The sequence below is a fragment of the Dysgonomonas termitidis genome (assembly GCF_054657735.1).
In genome coordinates, this window is record NZ_BAAHYD010000003.1 from 805,567 (window position 1) to 826,633 (window position 21,067).

The window sequence follows — 21,067 nt, forward strand, 5'->3', positions numbered from 1 at the left end:
TGCAGTACGAAATGTAATGACTTTCAAAAATTGGATGTCATGTTATACTTAAATGAATTATTTAATACTAAAATATACCAGATGAAACCACTAGCATTAAAGGTGCTGACTGCAAGCCTTTTTATTTTTATGAGTCTTTCCATATCAGCCGGGGAAATCAAAATTAAAGTCAATAAGAAATATCTGAATTTCCCTGTATCGCACAGGCAGGACCGGGCAAGGATGACATTTAAAACAGATGGTAAGGACGATTTGTCGGTCGTTATCCGGTTAGCACCGGAAGGAGCCGATTATTGGGTGTTTAAAGATGTCGCCGACCTGAAAGGCAAGACTATTACAATAAGTTACGAAGGTAGTGATAAAGCCTTGAACAGAATATATCAGGATGACGTCATTGCAGGACAGGATAGTCTGTACAAAGAAAAAAATCGCCCGCAATTCCATTTCACAACCCGCCGCGGATGGATTAATGATCCTAACGGACTCATATATTATGACGGGGAATATCACCTTTTTTACCAGCATAATCCGTACGAAAGGGAATGGGAAAATATGCACTGGGGACATGCCGTAAGTAAAGACCTTATACATTGGCAAGAACTTCCCGATGCTTTATATCCGGATCATCTTGGAGGGATGTTTTCAGGATCGGCAGTTATAGATTACGATAATACAGCAGGTTATAATAAAGGGCAGAACCCGGCTATGATCGCCGCTTATACTGCTGCCAGTTCTGAAAAACAGGTGCAGTGTATTGCCTACAGTCTGGATAAAGGACGTACATTTACCAAATATACAGGTAATCCGGTTATTGATTCCAAACATATATGGAACAGCCAGGATACCCGCGATCCGAAAGTATTCTGGTACACACCCGGCAACCATTGGGTAATGGTGCTCAACGAACGTGACGGACATTCAATATATACTTCTGCAAACCTTAAGGATTGGAAATATGAAAGCCATGTTACCGGATTCTGGGAATGCCCCGAACTCTTCGAGCTGGCTATAGATGATAATCCGGACAATACCAAATGGGTTATGTACGGAGCATCGGGGACATATATGCTGGGCTCGTTTGACGGAAAAGTGTTTACTCCCGAAAAAGGGAAATATTTATATTGCAGCGGATCAATATATGCAGCTCAGACTATTACCAGTATGACGGACGGACGGCGCGTACAGATCGGTTGGGGACGCATAAGCCATCCGGGTATGCCATTTAATGGAATGATGCTTTTGCCTACAGAACTGAAATTAAAGAATACAAAAGACGGTGTGAGATTATTCAATATTCCAGTAAGGGAAGCGGAACAACTTTTCGTTCCGGCCCGTAAATGGAATAATCTGACATCAGATAAAGCAAATGAGTTACTGAAAGAATTTTATTCGGCGGATTGCCTAAGGGTAAAGGCCAGAATAAAACTGTCTCATGCGACCAGCGCGGGTTTCAATCTCTTCGGGCAAAGGATTCTCGATTATGACCTGAACTCTACCAGGATCAACGGAATATTCTATTCTCCCGAAGATATGACAAGTATGGAGTTATCGGCCGACATATATATAGATAAAACATCTATTGAAGTATTTATCGATGGAGGCGCATATTCTTACTCAATGGAAAGAAGCCCTGATGTAAACAATAAGGAAGGTTTTCATTTCTGGGGTAATAATATTGAAATAAAAGATCTGGAGGTATCCAATATAAAATCTGTCTGGATGTAATAGAACTGATTAAAAGGAACAATCTGCTGGTTGGTAAATAAAAAACGGGGTTATAAGCTTAATCGTTAACAGACTTCAATATCATAAATTAAAAGAGACTGTAGATTGATGATTTTCAGTCTCTTTTTTTGTCCTGCCATAGGAGTCCGGAAATAATAATTTTCTTTGTTATATTGGGATATCTGTCTTACAATTTAGCTGGTGCCTGTTAGTATATACTTACTTTATTTATATACAGAATATATATCTGTAAAATAAAGAAGAAGTATTTATCAAGTTAAAGATAAATGTAAAATTTTGGTATTAAAGAAAAAAAGCTAAATTTGAAACGATGAGCCAGGTGCCTGTTTAATTATTATCCGGTTCAACTTTTCAGGGCTGTTTTTTCCAATCTGAATGAAAAGAAAGATTAAGTGAAAAGAAACTGAAAAGAAACAAAAAAGAAACGAAAAAAGATGGATAATGGGATATTTTTGTAAGATCAAAATAGAGGCCCTAAATAGATAAACCTAAAAGTGCAGTATCAGTCTCTTTTGTAAAAAGACTATAATCAGGGCAAGCTAAGCATAAAAGACATTTTTGCATCATGGATAAGGAGCAAGATCTGATAAAAGACTTAATAGCAGGAAAAGAGCATGCCTATAAGTATATATATGATTATCACTATCAGGCTTTATGTACATATGCTTATCAGTATGTGAAGGACGTTTATATAGCAGAAATGATTGTAGGAGATGTCATTTTTTCTATTTGGTCTAAACACGATAATTTGATTATCAACAGTTCTTTGCGCGGGTATCTGATGAGTGCGGTTAAGAACACGTCGATAAATTATCTGATCAGAGAGAAAAAAATGGAAGGCATAAAAACGGAACTCCGGTCATCAATGGAAAAAAATACGGATGTACTGGCTTACCCGGACAACTCTCCATTGATAAAACTGATAGAAACAGAGCTTGATCTGAAAATTAAGGATAGTCTTGCCAGTATGCCGGACTTAACCCGAAGGGTATTTGAACTGAGCAGATTTTCTGATATGAAGTATCAGGAAATAGCTGAGACCCTTGATGTTTCGGTCGATACTGTAAAATATCATATGAAGGTAGCATTGTCCCGTTTGAGAAACGATCTGAAAGACTATATAAATGTATTAATACCCTTCTTATTAATTTTATTGAAAAAAAATCTATTCTGATTTACCCTCTTTTCATTTTGGCTTGTCTTTAATTATATAAGCAACATTATAAATGGAAGAATACCACAATATAGACGAGCATAAACTTACTCTTATTATAGATTTTCTTGAAGGATCACTTTCGGAAGAAGATAATGATGAACTGCAGCTTTGGTTGTCAGAGTCTGAATTACATGTGTCCTACTTTGAGGAAATAAAAAAAATATATTATTCTTTTGAATATATTAAAGAGAGTCAAAAATATGATAAAGACAAGGCTTTCGATCTTTTTAAAGAGCGTATAGAATCATCTTCAAATAACATCAGTGAAGAAGGTACACAGGTAAATGAAATCACAGAGAAATCATATAGCCGGAAAACACTTTTACAAATGGCCGGTATTGCAGCAACTATTGCTTTACTTATAGGCTTCTCCTTTTCTCTTTTTCAGATAAAGGCAACGAAACCTTTACAAAAAGAGGTGACCATCGAATCCCCTCCCGGGCACAAGACAAAACTCTTTTTGCCTGATGGAACATTAGTATGGTTGAATTCGGGCACAAGAATAACCTATAATACCGGTTATGGAGTGGATAACCGGAATATAAAGATGGATGGAGAAGCTTTCTTCGATGTGACGAGGAATGAAGGATTAAGTTTTAAGGTTGCGGTTAATGATATACAAGTGAGTGTGTTAGGTACTTCGTTCGATGTTGAGGCTTACCAACGGGACAAAGAAATATCAGTCTCTGTTATGACCGGACAAGTCTCTGTGGGAAAGATGAATGACAAGATATTTGGAGTATTGAAGCCTAATGAAAAAATAGTTATAAACAAAGATAAAAATAGTTTTAAACTGACAACCTGCGACCCGGAAATAGATGGTATATGGCGGCATGGACAACTCAAAATTATAAATGACCCTATGCCGGTAGTCATATCCAAAATGGAGCGTTGGTATGGTGTCAATATTACTATAGAGGGTAAAATATCGCGTGAATACTATTGGATGACTATAAAAACAGAATCGCTGACGGAAATACTCGAGTTAATAAATAAAATAACCCCAATAACTTACAAAATAAAGGGAGAGGAGGTGACCATCAGATATAGATAGAGTGAAAAACGGGCTAAGAAACCCCAAATTCCTTAACCCGAATCAAGCAACAATTTGATCATAATACCAAGCACAAGTTGCTAAGAATAAATTCTTAGTAGGAGGTTATTATACCCATTGTCTGTTGCAAAGATAATAGTTTATTCAAAAATTTAACAACTTAAACTATGATAAAAACGACCAGATTTATCGCAATTTTGTCTTTTTTCGTGTTTTCTCTTTGTTCTTTACCTTCAATAGCAAATACAAATCAAACCTTATCTAAAATCAGTATTGCCGGAGAGATGTCACTTAAAGAGCTGACGGCTCAAATAGAGAAGAAAACGAATTACACATTTGTTTTTAATTCGTCGATTAATATGAATCAGCAAGTGGCTGCAAATTTCAGAAATGAGACGGTACCGGCCATCCTGCAAAAAGTATTTGAAGGAAAAGGTATTTCCTTCGAAATTTTGAACAGGCAAATAATACTGAAACCACAGACACAACAAATTCCTGCCGGTAATAAAAAATCGATGAAAGGGACTGTGACCGATAGTGAGGGAGAACCGTTGATCGGCGCTACAGTGAAGATAGTAGGAACCACTACCGCCACCCTGACGGATATAGATGGGAAATTTTCTATCGAAGCATCTCCAGGAGAGGTTTTGGAAGTTTCTTATGTGAGTTACCAGACAGAGTCGATAAAAATCAGGAACGAGGCGGAATTTAATATCGTATTACAACCATTAGACAAGCTTCTGGATGAAATAGTAGTAGTCGGATATGGCACGCAAAAGAAGATCAACCTGACTGGTTCTGTCGGTGTTATCACCCCAGATGAACTGAATAAGCGTCCGATAACCAATGTATCTACAGGTTTGCAGGGCTTAGTCCCGGGAATGACCGTTACAGCAAGTGCAAACGGAGGTTTACCGGGACAGTCCAATGCATCGATACAGATCAGGGGTATTGGTTCAGTATCCAACAATAGTCCATTGATATTAATTGATGGAGCCGAAGGCGATATGAATATTATAAACCCGAACGATATAGAAAGTATTTCTGTATTGAAGGATGCTGCCTCGGCGGCAATATATGGAAACCGTGCTGCAAACGGGGTAATATTGATTATTACTAAAAGCGTAAAAGGCAGCGAACGTGCCCCCCATATCAATATCAATTCTTATATAGGAATACAAGAGCCTACCAAAATGCCGAAAATGGCAGACAGCCCTACCTTTATGGCCTGGGAGAATGAGGCTCAGGCAAATATCGGAGGTAATCAGAATTATACAGCCGCGGATATACAGAAAGTCCTTGATGGCTCAGACCCCAATTATTACGCTAACACCGATTGGATAGATGCCGTATTCAGGTCTTCGGCGCCGCAATATAACTTTAATGCAAGTGTAGACGGCAAAGCGAAAAACATGGGGTATCTGATATCTTACGGTTATCTCGATCAAAAGGGCTTAACAGTAGGAAAATCTACCAGCTCACAAAGGCATAATGTACGTTTAAAACTGAACACAAAAGTCGCGGATATATTTAATATTACGGCCAATATGGGATATGTCGAAAGAAATTTTACCGCGCCTAATGCATCTTTTGATCTTACCGCGGGATCTTTATATAATGCGATGAGAACCCGTCCGTTAGTTCCGGTTCGTTTTACTGACGGGAAATGGGGATATGGAGGAGGACAAAGTAACCAGGTTGCATATCTTACCGATGGTGGCGGCCAGAACTTCAGATCGAATGAGTTTACAGGTAACTTTACAGTGGAAGCAACTATAATGAAAGGCTGGACGGCCTCGGCAAACTATATAACCCGCCAGTCCAACAGTTTCAGGAATCTTTTTAGTAAAACGATCAATTTCTACTATCCGGATTCTGACGAAATATGGTATACAACCAATACGCCAAACTCTATCGAAAACCGCGATTACAGTACTCTTAGCCAAAACTTGTTTATTCAGACAGACTATGACCTGAAAATCAAAGATCACAGTATCCATGCCATGTTAGGTTATCAGCAGGAATGGCAAAGAAGCGACCAGTTTAATGCGTCGAGAAAGAATCTGATAACGGAAAAAGATCCTGTCCTTGAATTCGGATCTGCCGATACTCAGGCAAACTCGTCTGCTGCCAGCCATTGGTCTATGCGGTCAGGCTTCGGGCGTTTAAACTATGACTATAAAAGTAAATATCTTCTGGAAGCGAATCTTCGCTACGATTTAACGTCCCGGTTTGATAAAAGTTATCGTGGAGAATGGTTCCCATCTTTCTCTGCCGGATGGCGTATTTCCGAAGAGAGTTTTATGGATAACTTCAGGAGCTTCCTGGATCAGTTAAAACTGCGCGGATCGTGGGGGATACTTGGTAATCAATATTCTATGGGTTCGGATCTCTACCCTTATCTTTCCCGTATAGGTTCTGTGTCTGTGCCGGCATTAGGAGCAGTTCCAAATGACGGATATGCTGAGACATATATAGGTAATCCTATGTTGTTGTGGGAAATGCTACATACTACCAATATTGGGTTGGATATCAATGTGCTGAATAATAAACTGTCTTTCACAGGAGATTATTACGTAAGAAAAACCAAAAGAATATTATTCAACAGGGAACAACCCGCCGCAGGTGGATTTCTTAAAGATCCGGATGAAAACGGAAACGAAATGGAAAATAAAGGATGGGAAATGCAGATAGACTGGAGAGACAGAGTAGGCAAAGATCTTAACTATGGAGTAAGATTTACTTTGGCCGACGTGAAAAATAAAATTACAAAATGGGATTCAGACAAAATTGGAACATATACTATATCCAAAGAAGGAGAAGCATATGATGCATTTTACGGTTTAGTCGCCGATGGTATAGCCATGCCTACCGACTTTGAATATTATGACGCGGCAAGGGGTAAGTATATGAATCCGAAGTTTCCGATTATGTCCGGCGATGCAGGAATGGTACAGCCCGGAGATATAAAATATAAGGATTTTGATGGGGATGGCGCTATCGACTTGGATAAAGACAGGAGAGTAGTCGGGAGCTCTATTCCTCGTTATACATTTAGCCTGAAAGGCGATATAGAATATAAAGGTATTGATTTCAGTTTCTTGCTTCAGGGAGTGGGTAAAGTAGACGGATACATTTACGGGCCTGCCCGCCATGCCTTTACCGACCAGTCGACATATCCTCAGACTTTCCATCAGGATCGTTATCAGGCGTCTAATCCGAATCCGAATGCAAAATACCCTCGTTTTACATATAATCAAAGTTATAACCAGCGTTTTTCTACATTCTGGATTGAGGATGCATCGTATCTGAGAATGAAAAATATACAGATCGGTTATACATTACCTGCGAAGTGGACAAAGCATGTGAGAATAGACAAGTGCCGTTTCTATGTGTCGGCAGATAATCTGTTCACTATTTCCGATTATTTCTCTTCCAGCGATCCGGAAACTCCTATTCAGGGTGGAGGTAATTATCCTCAGATAAAAACTTTCGTATTTGGTGTAAATATAAGTCTTCATTAAAAACACATTTGATTATGAAAAAGAATATTACATACATCTTTATATTCGTATTTTCAGCTATACTCTTTTCCTGTAATGATGACTTTCTGGAAAAGACTCCGTTAGACGAACTAACCGATGCTAACTTTTGGGAATCGGAGTTGCAGGTCAAAAATGCGGCAAATGGCTGTTACTGGGCTTTGATAGGGAAAGATATGATGATTAATATCTCGGAAGGATTGAGCGATAATGCTTTATGGTATACTCTCAGTGGTTGGAGACAGGTAGGAAGCGGATTGTACGGATCAGACTTCTCTACATTGGATAGCCGCTATAAAGATGCATACAAACAATTGAGGCGTTGTAATTATTTTCTGGCTAATTATAAACGGGCCGAAGGTGTTGTCGACACTAAAAAACTGGACCAATATGCCGGAGAGGTACGATTCCTCAGAGCGTTTATTTACTATTATCTTACATGTTTCTGGGGTGATGTGCCATTTATTACAGAGCCGTTACCTCCGGGTGATGACAGGTTGTTTGATGCCCGTACTTCCCGCAGCGAAATTGTAGATTTTATGTTGGAAGAACTGGATGCAGCCGCGAAATCTTTACCCCGTTATATAGAACCGGCAACCACCAGCTTTGGCCGAATCTCAGGCGCTGCTGCAAAAGCGATGGAATCACGCGTCGCATTGCAGAATGAAAGGTGGACTGTGGCAAAAGAAGCTTGCGAAGCCCTTATGCCGGCCGGAGAATATGCTTATCACGAACTATATACAACAGGACGTCCAAACCAGGACTATTTTGATTTATTCACCTTCGAAGGAAGGGCATCCCGTAAGGCTAATAATAAAGAAGCTATTCTGTCTTATGTTTATAATTTCGATCTGCCATCTCCGACAAGGCATAATTTGAGCCGCGAATTACAGGTTCCCGACCAGATCATAAGATTTAATGCTACCAAATCTATGGTAGATAGTTACCTGTGTACTGATGGTTTGCCTATCGAAAAATCAAAACTATATAAAGGGGACGGAACATATACTCCGGCTTATAGCGCATATGATAGTGTATTCGTTAACAGAGACCCCCGGTTAAAACAGTCTTTCGTCTATCCGGGATACGACAAGTGGTACGGCAAAGTGGATGGCAGAGGCACGACAAATGCTGCCGAAGACGCATCCAAAACAAATGTTTTCCGTTCTCCTAAGTTCAATAATGACGGAAAGGGAGCTGTGACTTATACAGGTTATTATATCCGTAAATATTGTGAGCCATCTAAAGTTCCTCTTTACAATCAGGATGATAATGATATAATCTTTATCCGTTACGGGGAGGTGCTTCTTAACTATGCTGAAGCCATGTTCAACTTGAATTCTTTGGATCAGGATGTTATTGATAAAACGATCAATAAATTGAGAGACAGGGTAGGGATGAAGAAAATGATCCTTACAGAATTGCAGAGCAACGGATTGGATCTGAAAACGGAACTTCAGCGTGAACGCCGTGTAGAATTATTTATGGAAGGGCATCGCTGGTACGACCTTATGAGATGGAAACAAGGCTATGAATTAGGAGTAGATAAATCTGAAACACCCGAACGTCAGGAAAAAGGAATTATGAAAGGTATCCGTAAAGACTATGCTTACGATCCGGCGGTATTTACAGCAACTACCAAATTTGACGATAAAGGGTTCCTGATATTTGATGACTCCCGTGTTTTCTCAAGTCCTAAAAATTATCTGTTCTCACTTCCATACCGGCAGATGGAATTAAATCCTAATCTGAAACCAAACAATCCGGGATGGGAATGACAATTATCAAAATAAATGATTATGATGAACAAGATTAGATATTTAATTATTTGTGTTTTATTAGGATTGCTGGCTAATGGGACGCTGATGGCGCAGACATCATTCAGGCTGATGAATTTCAATACCCGCATGTCGGGACAGATGGTTAATTATTCAGCCAAACCGTTTGCTACTTTGATAAAAAAGCATAATCCAGACTTTATCATCTTGCAGGAAGTGGATTACTTTACTGCCAGAAATGGAGGAAAAGATTTTACGACGGAGTTGGCAGCGGAGTTGGGGATGTTCTCTGCTTTTGGCCCGGCCATAGTTTATCAACAGGGAGAATATGGGGTTGCTATCCTGTCAAAATATCCGATACAGAAAATCTCCAATAACCCGTTGACTAGCAGTTCTGCCGATATGAAAGAAAAGCGGACTGTTCTCTATATCGATGTAATATTACCCGGAAGCAACGAAAAAGTGCGGGTGGCGGCTACTCATCTCGACCATTCAACGGATAATGTGCGTTTAGATATGGCGCGCCAGTTGGATTCATATGTCGGAAATTCATTTCCTACTATATTGGCGGGGGATTTTAATGCCAAACCCGGAGAAAATGCTGTTGTGCAGGGAATGGCCAATTGGCAACGGATTTGTAATAATTTCCCGACTTTCCCGGCAATTCCTACAAGTAAGATCGATTATATTTTTGCTAAACCTACAGGAAAATGGACTGTAAAATCCTATGAGATACTAAAAGAAACCGGGATTTCAGACCATTGTGCCTTAGTCACGGATGTTGAATATAATAAATAACCGGATATGAAAGATTTAATAAAACTGATAGGAATACTGTTATTCACGCTATTGCTGGCCTGTTCGTCCGATAGTGGTGATGACGGAGGCAATGGTGGTGGCGGTGGAAAGGATGATGTATGGGATAAAAGCAGGACTGCCAAGGTTCTGGTAATATCCGATTTATCGGCCGGAAACCTCTTCCCGAATACGAATTACAGTTCCGTAGTGAATACAATAAAGGCAACAGAGCAAAATGTAATCTTGCTCAACAATACCAATGTTTCTTTTTCGGCAACGGAGATGCTGAATCCGGCTGCGAAAGTTGCGCATCAGTCCCTTTATATGCCTTATTTTGTTCCTCATGGAAAAACCGGCAATGAATATCTGGGAAATACGATACTTCTCGGTCAGGCATTAAATGAGATGCAACAAACGGTTTTGTCTGCAGATTGTTGGATGTTTCAGGCAGAGATTCCATTTACTTCTTCGTTGAAAATGAGATTCTCGTCCGGATCTTTCAGCTCAGAGGATCAAATCGCAGCTGCTGTCAGTTCCATAAAAAATAATCTTTTTGTTTCAACATTAGTTGCCGGTACTGTTAAGAGAAATATTGTGTCCAAGCTGGTGACGTCTCTGAGCACTGCTTTAACGAAAGATTCTTATATGCTGAATATCGTTGATAATGTAAATAAATCGAGCGAATATTGTATATATATTCTTGGTTCGTCAAAATGGAAATTGAGGGACACGAACGAATCTGCCATATCAGGAGATATTAAAAGCTTTCTTATCCAGATTGAATTACTCAAATAAAAATACAGATGAAGAAGATATTTAACTTTCGTGTATATATACTGATAATCCTTTCTTTTTCAGCAATAAACTTACTGGCACAGGATAAAGTACAACTTAAAGTTTTGTGCTATAACCTTCGTTTTGGAGAATTGGCTTCATTGGAAGAATTTGCCGATTTTATAAAGAAAGAAAATCCTGATATCGTTGCCTTACAGGAGGTGGATGTAAATACTTCGAGAACAAGGGCCCCGCATCAGAATGGCAAGAATTTTATTTCAGAACTGGCTTTTCGTACAGGAATGCTATCCCTTTATGGCAGAACAATAGATTATGCCGGAGGATATTATGGGATTGGCATACTTAGTAAATATCCTATCAGTCAGTCGCAGCGTATATTTTTGCCAATGCCGGAAGGAGCAAAAGAGCGGCGGGCGCTTTTAACGGGAGAAGTAGAATTATCTGAAGGAAAATCAATCACTTTTGCCTGTACGCATCTCGATTACACAACCTCAGAAGTGAGAAGGGCGCAAGTAGATTTCATTAATCGACAATTGATGACGATTGAAACACCGATCATACTATGCGGTGATTTTAATGCCAGACCCGATTCGGATGAAATTGCCAATGGTATGAAAAACTGGATGCAGGTGAGCACTATGGATTTTACGATTCCGGCTAAAAGCCCAAAATCTAAAATAGATTACATATTCTGTTATCCGGCATCGGATGTATGGAAAATTGTGAAATCATACACACCGGTTGTCCAATTATCAGATCATTTACCGATTATCACGACGTTAACTTTAGAGACTAATTAATGACTAAAAATGAATGAATATGAAAAAGAATCTATTATATATCAGATATAGATTATTGTGTGTTTCGTTTATGGTAGCTGCTCTTTTTATGGCTTGTGGCGATGACGACAAAGCGACCAATTATCTGGACGATAATGCTTATCCGCCTCCGACAGTAAGCCTGACTTCTGAAACATCATATAGCGAAGTGGATATAAATACCAACAAAATAGTGGAAGGTACCGTTACTGCTCCTAATGGGTTACGGAATATTTATGGGACTCTTTTGCGTAAAACGGCAGACGGGTATGAAGAAATCGACGCGAACAAAAGAGTGCATGTGAAGTTAGCGGAATTTCCAAATACTTATAGCTTTTCTATTGAAGTTCCAGTAAATGCTGAAGACGCAGGTGGTATTGCGATTGTAGCCAATGATATTTATGTAAAACAAGTGGTTCAGAATATTTCGATTGAAAAGATAACAGGAATACCTCCGAAAATCACAACAAATCCGGCCGGGATAGAGTCTGTAGAATTAAATGGAAGTGTTTCTTTGGAGGGGGTGGTATCTTCCATTGAGGGGCTTAAATCCTTGAGCTATGGTTTGGTTCAGAAATCACCATATCTTGAACTTCAGGATGTAAAGAATATTGCTGTATCGAACGATAAAGAAAAATTATTCCAGTTCTCTCTTGTTGTAGATGATGAAAGAGCAGATGCGATTATGATTAAAGCTGTCGATATCAGAAATGTAGAGAAAGTACACTTCGTGGATATTAAAGGGATAACAGGAATACCTCCGGGCAGAGCTTATATATTTGATAATGTAGAGATGGCTCCGGAATGGGAAAATCCGGGTGATCCGAACCAGCCGTATATATTCTCTATTGATGGAGTAAACGTAAACGGAACTGTTAAGAATGTACTGTCCTTAAATGAGGCAATCTCGGCAAGTAGTGGTAATGTTGACTTTATGTTTGCAAATATCTGGCGTAACCAGACTAATTTTGCTTATACTGCACAACGTGGATTTGCATTTGTTGGTGCAAGCCGCCTTAATGGAGGACCTGTAGGCAGGCAACAAGATGCTCAATGGTTAACTACCATGACACTAAATCTTTCTAACTTTAAGATAATCACCGATGTCCTTGCTACAAGTATGGACTTAGATAATTTTTTTGAAGACGCCACCGGTAATTGGCAAACTTTCGAGGCGTTGGATGGACTTAAAAGCTATTTAGCTGCATCTACTGCTACGACAAACAACCTTGTTATGTGGCGTCAGGGAGCATCTACAGATCAGGTGGATGCCTGTAGCCACAATATTAAACAAGGTACATATGTTGCTTTTAACCGTCGCAATATAGATGGTGAATTTAAATGGGGTATAATAAAAGTACTGGAAGCTCCGGACGATTCTGATGCTTTGAAGGATGGCTGTAAAATAGATCGTCCAGCTTCAGGCAATGGTATGAGTGCACACTACTCTGCTCCGGGACTGGCCGGATTCGATTATTCCGGAGTGACAAAACTCTATGGAAGAAAGTGTAAACTGAAAATTATCGTTCAACGGTAACGGAAATAATCTTATCTTTGAGGAAGTACAGATATATAATCTGTACTTCCCTCTTTTCTCGGCAATCATTACTGTTTGTAGATTTGTATTGTATAAAGCTTAAAAAGAATTATATAGACTGCAAATTATTTGTACAAGCGGAGTTGAGAAGATTTATATTATAAATATTGAAGTTCTGGACCTTGAAACGCTAAACCATGAAATATAAATAGCAGATATTATGAAAACTAACCGACGAAATTTTATTAAGACTTTAGGGGCATTCACTGCTCTTACAATTATTCCCCGGCAAGTACTGGGAAATGGCTATATAGCTCCCAGCGATCAGCTTACTAAGGGCATAATTGGAACAGGAAATATGGGACGTGGACATCTTAAATATGCTGGTACACGTTTAGTCGCAGTTTGCGATGTAGATAAGAAACACCTGGAATTAGGTAAAAACCTTGTCACAGACAAAATAGCGGCATACCATGATTTCAGGGATCTCATTATGGACAAAAATGTCGATATTGTCCATATAGCAACCCCTCCGCACTGGCATGGTATCATGTCTGTAGAAGCGGCCAAAGCCGGAAAAGACATTTGGTGCGAAAAACCTATGACCCGTACTATAGGAGAAGGCAAGAGGGTGATGGAAGCTGTAAAACAATACGGAAGCATGTTCCGGTTGAATACATGGTTTCGTTTCAAAGATAATTTTTATGGATTGGGAACTCCCGTTCAGCCGTTAAAGAAGCTGGTACAGAGTGGGATGTTAGGTTGGCCGCTGAAAGTAACGATTAGTAAACATACCGGATTCGACTGGAAATTCTTTTGGGTAGGAAAAGAGTATCTTGAACCGCAACCTGTTCCTGAAGAACTGGATTATGACATGTGGCTCGGACCCGCGCCGTACAAACCATATAACTCCCACCGTGTACATAGCACATTCCGTGGTTATTGGGATTATGATGGCGGAGGATTGGGCGATATGGGACAGCATTACATAGATCCCGTTCAGTATCTTTTGGGTAAAGACCATACAAGTCCTGTAAAAGTGGAGGTAGATGCGCCTCAACAGCATCCCGATGCCATCGGTGTCTGGCGTTCTATAACTTATACGTATGACGATGGTTGCCAGATCGTATTGTGGGGAGGTGATTATGGCAATCCTGATACTCCGTATATATCAGGCCCTAAGGGAAATGTGTACAAAAACTTCGTATGCGATATTCCCGGTTGGGAAAAGAAACTGGCCGACTATCCCGAACCGGAACCCCAGGTCACGGACTTTATAGAAAGTGTGAAAACCCGGAAAACATTTGTCCTCAACGAGCAAAACGGATTCAGGTCTGCAACTATTGTGAATATGGGACTTGTAGCATTAAGGCTAAACCGCACATTGCATTTCGATCCGGTAAGACTTGAGTTTATCAATGATGAGGCGGCAAACCGTCTTGTGGATCAACTAATGCGCTCTCCGTGGAATATATAATGGTTTAATCTTAAAGTGATTTTTATGAAAAAGATATATTTATTATGTTTAGCTTATATATATTGTCTTATGGCTTTAGGCCAGACTCCGGCAGGGAGAACGGTTGAGACTATCGTTGCTGATGTTCTGGCGCAGATGCCGGCTCAGAATGCAGAACAATACAATACGCTGTTAAATGACCTTGTTTCGACCAAGGAAGAAGGTGTTTTTCAGTTGATAAAAATGATAAATCCTCCCGGTAAAGGAAGCAATGCTCAGGTGGAATATGTCCTGAACGGGCTTTCCTGCTATGTTTCTGCTGAGGGACAGGACGCAAATCGTATAACTGTTTCTAATGCTTATATAAAAGCATTGGATATGACTGATAGTAAAGATATCAAAGCCTTTATTATCCGTCAGCTCCAGATCGTAGGAAAAGACGAAACTGTGGAAAAACTGTCGTCGCTTATCAGCGATGAATCTTTAAGTGGCCCGGCTTGTCGTGCATTGGTTTCGATCAAATCCGATGATGCCGCCAAGGCACTGTTGGATGCTCTTGCTACGGCGACTAATCAAAAGGCGAAAAAAGATATTATCGAAGCTATCGCTGAAATGCAGGTAGCAGACGCGGAAGGAAAATTACTTGCTATATTGGGCAATGATAAGGACGACGATACCCGGAAAGCCGCACTGTATGCTTTAAGCCGTTGCGGATCAAAAGCTTCTTTAAAAGATTTGTCCTTAGCCGCGGAGAAGGCGGGTTATGCGGTGGATAAATCAGGAGCGACAGAGGCTTACATAGCGCTGCTGAAAAGATTGCTTGATAAGGGTGACGCAAAAGATGTGGCGAAGTCGGCAAATGATTTGATGAAAAAAGCCGAAAAAGCAGGTCAGGGACATATGCGTGAAGCTGCTTTGCAAATACTGATGAGTGCAAATACCGGCGATGTGTTAAAGCTATTGCAGGCTGCACTGAAAGAGGATAACAGGAATTATCGGTTTGCTGCTCTGAATTTTGCATCGGAATTTGCTTCCGGAAATATGTATAGGGAACTGTTAAAAACAATGCGAAAAGCACAGCCGGCAGTAAAAACGGATATTACCAACTGGTTTTTACAGGAGTGCGCAGATGAAAAGAAGAAAGCATTAGTAGGTTCCTTCGCTACAGATATATTCATTGAGCAGTTAGAAAACAATGATATGGTCCTGAAAAAAGCGACCATAGATGTTTTGGTCAGAATCGGAGGGCATAAGTTTATACTGGCTCTGGCGGATTTGCTGGCATCTGATAATAAGGAAGTTGTGTTGATGGCTAAAAATGGCCTGTTATCTATGAATGGAAATATATCTGCTGCTATTGTTCCCGTAATGGATAAGGCGACCAATGACGGGAAAGTTGCCGCCTTGGAATTACTGGCAGTCCGAAAAGCGTCGAAATATGGTGATATAGTATTCGGCTTATTGACATCGGATTCACAAGATGTAAAGGCGGCTGCCTATGCAGCACTGAAAGATGTCAGTACCTCCGGTAATTTATCCGGTCTGTATGGGTTGTTGGAAAAATCCGATGCTTCTTTCGTATTTCCGGTGCAGCAAGCTATAATAAATTCATTATCGGAATATCCTGCAGATAAGCAGGTGACTTTGGTTATTAACCAGATGGATAAAACTTCTTCAGATAAAAAATACCTGTACTACCCTGTCTTAGCCGCAACCGGAGACAAACAGGCATTAAAAATAATATCCGAAGGCTTCAAAAATTCTACTGGCGAAGCTCAGGAAGTCGCTTTCCGGTCGTTGCTCGACTGGAAAGGTATGGAGGCAGCCAAAGACTTGTTGGCTATCTGTAAAGATACCGGCTTGTCCGCCTATTTTGACCGCTCCTTATCAGGATATATAGGGCTTGTCTCTAAGCCTCAGATCAAGGCGGAAGAACGGTTCGGCTATCTTGACAATGCCTTGTTGCTGGCCAGAACTACCGCGCAAAAGAAATCTATATTAACCCAGCTTGGTAAAACCAATGTATATCCCGCAATGCTGGCGGCAGGGAAATATCTCGATGACGCGTCTGTGCAACAGGAAGCTGCCCAGGCTGTAATGACGATAGCTCTGGTCAATAAAGATTTTGCAGGGAAAAATGTGGAAGATTTATTAAATAAGGTGATCCTGGTTCTTGATAATCCGGATGCTGAGTACCAGAAACAGGCTATTCGCGATCATCTGAGTAGTTTAGTTCCTCCTAAGCCCTTCCTGCTCCCGGACGAAGAAAAAAAGGAGGGGTATTATATTCTCTTTGACGGAACCAATATGGACCAGTGGACAGGAAACATAACTGACTATATTTTGGAGAATGGCTGTATATCACTGCATCCAAGCAGTGCCCACGGAGGAAATCTATATACGAAAGAAGAATTTTCCAACTTTATTTTCCGTTTCGAATTTCAGTTGACCTCCGGCGCAAACAATGGTTTGGGTATCCGTACCCCGATGGAAGGTGATGCCGCTTATGTTGGTATGGAACTGCAGATTCTGGATAATGAAGCTCCTGTGTACAGCAATCTTGCCCCGTATCAGTATCATGGTTCGGTCTATGGTATTATTCCGGCCAAGAGAGGATATCTGAAGCCTGTCGGAGAATGGAATTATCAGGAAGTTATTGCTAATGGCGATAACATAAAGATAACTCTTAACGGGACTGTTATCCTTGACGGAAATATAAAAGAAGCGACTAAAAACGGGATACCTGATAAGAAAAATCATCCGGGACTATTCAACAAAAAAGGACATATAGGTTTCCTTGGTCATGGTTCGCCTGTTAAGTTTAAAAACATAAGGATCAAGAACCTGAAATAAACTATATATGGAAGCAGCAACCATCCACTGGTATGGAGCCCTGATCGGTCTGGCGATAGCGATCATCCTGATTTTAAAAAAGCTGAATCCTGTTTATTCTTTATTTCTGGGCGCGATAACAGGCTCCCTGATCGGGGGAGCCGACTTCTTACAGACGACCACTATTATAATTAATGGGACGCAAAGTATTATCGGTATTGTAGTCAGGGTATTGGCAGCCGGGGTACTGGCCGGGGTCATGATGGACTCGGGTGCTGCGGAAACCATTGCGCAGACTATCGTAAGAAAGCTCGGGGGCAGTAAAGCCATTCTTGCTCTTGCCTTGGCCACGATGATAATCACGGCCGTAGGAGTATTCATTCCGGTAGCAGTGCTGATTGTTGCCCCGATCGGACTGTCGGTCGCTAAAACAATGGGTTTTTCCAAGATAGCCCTTCTTTTAGCTCTTTCGGGCGGAGGGAAGGCTGGTAATGTAATATCTCCTAATCCTAATTCTATTGCAGTTGCCAATGGCTTCGGGGTAGAGTTGAGTGATGTCATGCTCTATGGCTTTATCCCTGCGGTTTTCGGATTGCTTGTGACTGTTTTTGTGGCTACGATGATAAGAAATAAAGGATCGGAGATAAAGGACAGCGATATAAAAATGCCTGCCGATACCTCGGATTATCCCCCTTTTCGTAAAGCGATTGTTGCACCGGTGGTTGCGATATTATTGTTAATGGTCAATCCTGTCGGTTCTGTCTTTGGGATACCTGCATTGCAAAGCCTGAAGCTGGATGCGATGTATGTGCTTCCTGTAGCCGGGATAATAGGGATGATGGCAATGGGAAAGGCAAAGAAAATACTCGATTATACAGCAAGCGGTATGAACCGTATGACCGCAACTGTACTTATACTGATAGGCGCGGGAGCGATAGCCGGATTGATATCCGCATCGGATTTATCGGTAAGGATTGTGGCTCTTATCAATGAATCCGGAATTTCCGGGACGTTTCTTGCCCCTATCGCAGGAGTTTTGATGGCGGCAGCAACCGCTTCGACATCCACGGGGGTGATATTGGCTTCGGGTTCTTTCGGTAAAACCATTCTTGATATAGGGACGGCACCTATTGCAGCGGCGGTGATGGTGCACACAGGGGCAACGGTGATAGACCAGCTTCCTCAGGGGAATTATTTTCATGTAACGGCAGGTTCGATGTATATGTCGATAAAGGAGCGTATGGAAGTTGTTCCGTATGAAGCCATTATAGGTGGGGTTATGACAATTGTTTCTACAGTTCTGTATGGGTTTATATTTTGAGGAATGGATAATGTTTATTGTTATATAGAATAGTTCAATTTCATTAGTCATTTTCTCGCAATGGCATAATTCAAATAAATTTGATTCTGCCTTCATTGCTTAACGAAAATGTTCAATTATTCTATGCATTTTTTCTACGCGGAATTAAAATTCCTTGTGTTCCTTTTGGCCAAAGCCCCAAAAGGAACCAAAAGTGCTTTAGCGCCCCACTTCAAAGGCCGACCCGTTAGCAGAAGAGACGGCTAAACGAAAAAACTCGCTCCGGGGTTTGTATAATCCGAATCGTCGGATAAGCTCAAACACGTTTTCGTTTTTTAGCCTTTCTCTCCTGACGGGTGCCCGTCCGTGAAGCATACGGCGCCTGCTGACGCGTATTTATTCATCAAAGGGCTTCGCTTACTAAGGCGTCAGCGGATGCGCATTAGTGCCGCAGGCGGGCACCTGTCCGGTGCAGTCGGCGTAGAAAGGGACGGGGTGATAGCCCGTTTGTCTCTTTCAGCCGGCAAACCGTTGACAGGTCGCCGAGGAACGAAGCGCTAGCTTTTTGCTTACTTTTGGGCAATGCCAAAAGTGAGGACAAGCCCGGGAGGGCGCGGCAGGATTGAGCTAAAATTCCCTATATAAATTAAGAATAGAATTATGTCGAGAAGATTAGAATATTTAATTCTACAATACAATCGCATACTTTATATCATTTAGTTTAAACAAATATTTATCATATATGAAAAATACCGTTTTTGTTCTGGCTCCCGATTCATTTAAAGGCTCGATGACTGCGAAGCAGGTTTGTGATGCCATGGAACGCGGGATAAAGAAAGTTTTACCCGATGCGGAATGTATAAAAGTACCGATGGCCGATGGCGGAGAAGGTACAATGCAGTCGCTGGTAGATGTAACAAACGGGACTATCTATGAACTGGACGTTACAGGTCCTTTGGGTAAACAAGTAAAAGCCCGGTATGGAATTATGGGTAATGGCAAAACTGCTGCTATTGAGATGGCTTCTGCCAGTGGAATACACTTTGTGAATGAGGATACAAAAAATCCACTCAATACCACGACTTATGGTACAGGGCAATTAGTAAAGGCATGTCTCGACAGGGGTGTTCATAAAATTATTCTTGGAATAGGAGGGAGTGCTACCAATGATGGTGGTGCGGGTTTTGCCCGGGCGCTCGGAGCGAAATTTCTGGATAAAGAAGGACGGGAGCTTCCCCCGGGAGGGGCTGCATTAGCCGGATTGGACAGGATAGATATTTCTTCACTCGACCCGAGGTTGAAAGATGTGGATATTGAAGTTGCCTGTGATGTTACAAATCCGCTTTGCGGCAAGACCGGAGCGTCTTTTGTTTTTGGCCCGCAAAAAGGTGCAACTGCTGAAATGGTAACGATTCTGGATAATGCGCTTGATCGTTATGCAGGGATTATCTCCAGGGACTTGAAAAAAGAAGTGAAAGATGTACCCGGTGCCGGAGCCGCAGGTGGTTTGGGAGCCGGATTGTTAGCCTTTACCAATGCCCGTTTGGAAAAAGGGGTTGATATTATAATCAATTATACCAATCTGAAAGAAATCGTACGAAAAGCGGATATAGTATTCACGGGTGAAGGTGGTATCGATTTTCAGACACAATACGGGAAAACACCTTTTGGGGTGGCACGGACTGCAAAAGCGGCAGATAAAACAGTGATAGCTATTGCCGGGTATATAGGAGAGGGTATAGAACAGTTGTACAGTATGGGGTTTGATGCTATCTTGGGGATTATACCCGGAGCAATGACTATCGGGGAAGCGATGATGAAAGGAGCAGAAAATGTGGAGAGAACTGTGGAGAATATAGTGAGGTTATTAAATAGCCGTAGTAAGATATAGAAAATCCGGAAGCAATATAAAATATTTATATATATGGTTTTTATACTTTGAATTTTGTAATAAATAATGAATTTAATTATCTGTATGTAAATGATTTGATGTGATATGCGAAAGATAAAAAGCTACTATCGGAAAATGAGCGAAAACTGTAACCTTTGTTACCTTTTAACAAATAGTAAGTTTTAAGTAGTAAGTTGAAAGTTATATGAGATACGGGTTGTTACTGTTGACTGTAAAAGTTGTAACCTTTGTTACCTTTTTGGAGAAAGATACGAGAGACAGGTTGTTAACTACTCTCTGACGA

14 protein-coding genes are annotated in these 21,067 nt (G+C 40.8%); all 14 read left to right on the forward strand.

Going from position 1 to position 21,067, the window contains the following annotated elements:
• Positions 1 to 129: 129 nt before the first annotated feature.
• The 14 genes from ACYQ3L_RS24480 (at position 130) to ACYQ3L_RS24545 (ending at position 20,763) form a co-directional block, all read left to right on the forward strand.
• Positions 130 to 1,725, forward strand: coding sequence for a glycoside hydrolase family 32 protein (locus ACYQ3L_RS24480; protein WP_379993687.1), 1,596 nt, complete (start codon positions 130 to 132; stop codon positions 1,723 to 1,725).
• Positions 1,726 to 2,311: 586 nt separating this feature from the next.
• Entirely contained in the window at positions 2,312 to 2,920 is a 609-nt protein-coding gene (locus ACYQ3L_RS24485; RefSeq protein ID WP_379993642.1) for an RNA polymerase sigma-70 factor, read from the forward strand.
• A 52-nt stretch (positions 2,921 to 2,972) separates the two neighbouring features.
• On the forward strand, positions 2,973 to 4,016 hold the full coding sequence (locus ACYQ3L_RS24490) for a FecR family protein (protein ID WP_379993641.1): 1,044 nt from the start codon (positions 2,973 to 2,975) through the stop codon (positions 4,014 to 4,016).
• Positions 4,017 to 4,183: 167 nt separating this feature from the next.
• Complete coding sequence (locus tag ACYQ3L_RS24495) at positions 4,184 to 7,540, forward strand: TonB-dependent receptor (RefSeq protein WP_379993640.1); 3,357 nt, start codon at positions 4,184 to 4,186, stop codon at positions 7,538 to 7,540.
• Between the two features lie 14 nt (positions 7,541 to 7,554).
• A complete protein-coding gene (locus ACYQ3L_RS24500; protein WP_379993639.1) occupies positions 7,555 to 9,336 on the forward strand; it encodes a RagB/SusD family nutrient uptake outer membrane protein in 1,782 nt (593 codons plus the stop codon).
• A gap of 21 nt (positions 9,337 to 9,357) precedes the next feature.
• Complete coding sequence (locus tag ACYQ3L_RS24505; protein WP_379993637.1) at positions 9,358 to 10,134, forward strand: endonuclease/exonuclease/phosphatase family protein; 777 nt, start codon at positions 9,358 to 9,360, stop codon at positions 10,132 to 10,134.
• A 6-nt stretch (positions 10,135 to 10,140) separates the two neighbouring features.
• Positions 10,141 to 10,929, forward strand: a complete 789-nt coding sequence (locus ACYQ3L_RS24510) for a hypothetical protein (RefSeq protein WP_379993636.1) — start codon at positions 10,141 to 10,143, stop codon at positions 10,927 to 10,929.
• 8 nt (positions 10,930 to 10,937) lie between these two features.
• Positions 10,938 to 11,729, forward strand: coding sequence for an endonuclease/exonuclease/phosphatase family protein (locus ACYQ3L_RS24515; RefSeq protein WP_379993635.1), 792 nt, complete (start codon positions 10,938 to 10,940; stop codon positions 11,727 to 11,729).
• Positions 11,730 to 11,748: 19 nt separating this feature from the next.
• Complete coding sequence (locus ACYQ3L_RS24520; RefSeq protein WP_379993634.1) at positions 11,749 to 13,284, forward strand: hypothetical protein; 1,536 nt, start codon at positions 11,749 to 11,751, stop codon at positions 13,282 to 13,284.
• Positions 13,285 to 13,504: 220 nt separating this feature from the next.
• Positions 13,505 to 14,761: a Gfo/Idh/MocA family oxidoreductase gene (locus tag ACYQ3L_RS24525; RefSeq protein WP_379993633.1), complete on the forward strand. Its 1,257-nt coding sequence runs from the start codon at positions 13,505 to 13,507 to the stop codon at positions 14,759 to 14,761.
• Positions 14,762 to 14,785: 24 nt separating this feature from the next.
• On the forward strand, positions 14,786 to 17,593 hold the full coding sequence (locus ACYQ3L_RS24530) for a 3-keto-alpha-glucoside-1,2-lyase-like domain-containing protein (RefSeq protein ID WP_379993632.1): 2,808 nt from the start codon (positions 14,786 to 14,788) through the stop codon (positions 17,591 to 17,593).
• Positions 17,594 to 17,600: 7 nt separating this feature from the next.
• Entirely contained in the window at positions 17,601 to 18,893 is a 1,293-nt protein-coding gene (locus ACYQ3L_RS24535; protein ID WP_379993631.1) for a GntP family permease, read from the forward strand.
• Positions 18,894 to 19,238: 345 nt separating this feature from the next.
• Positions 19,239 to 19,433, forward strand: coding sequence for a hypothetical protein (locus ACYQ3L_RS24540; RefSeq protein WP_379993630.1), 195 nt, complete (start codon positions 19,239 to 19,241; stop codon positions 19,431 to 19,433).
• Positions 19,434 to 19,614: 181 nt separating this feature from the next.
• Positions 19,615 to 20,763, forward strand: a complete 1,149-nt coding sequence (locus ACYQ3L_RS24545) for a glycerate kinase family protein (RefSeq protein ID WP_379993629.1) — start codon at positions 19,615 to 19,617, stop codon at positions 20,761 to 20,763.
• The last annotated feature ends 304 nt before the right edge of the window (positions 20,764 to 21,067 follow it).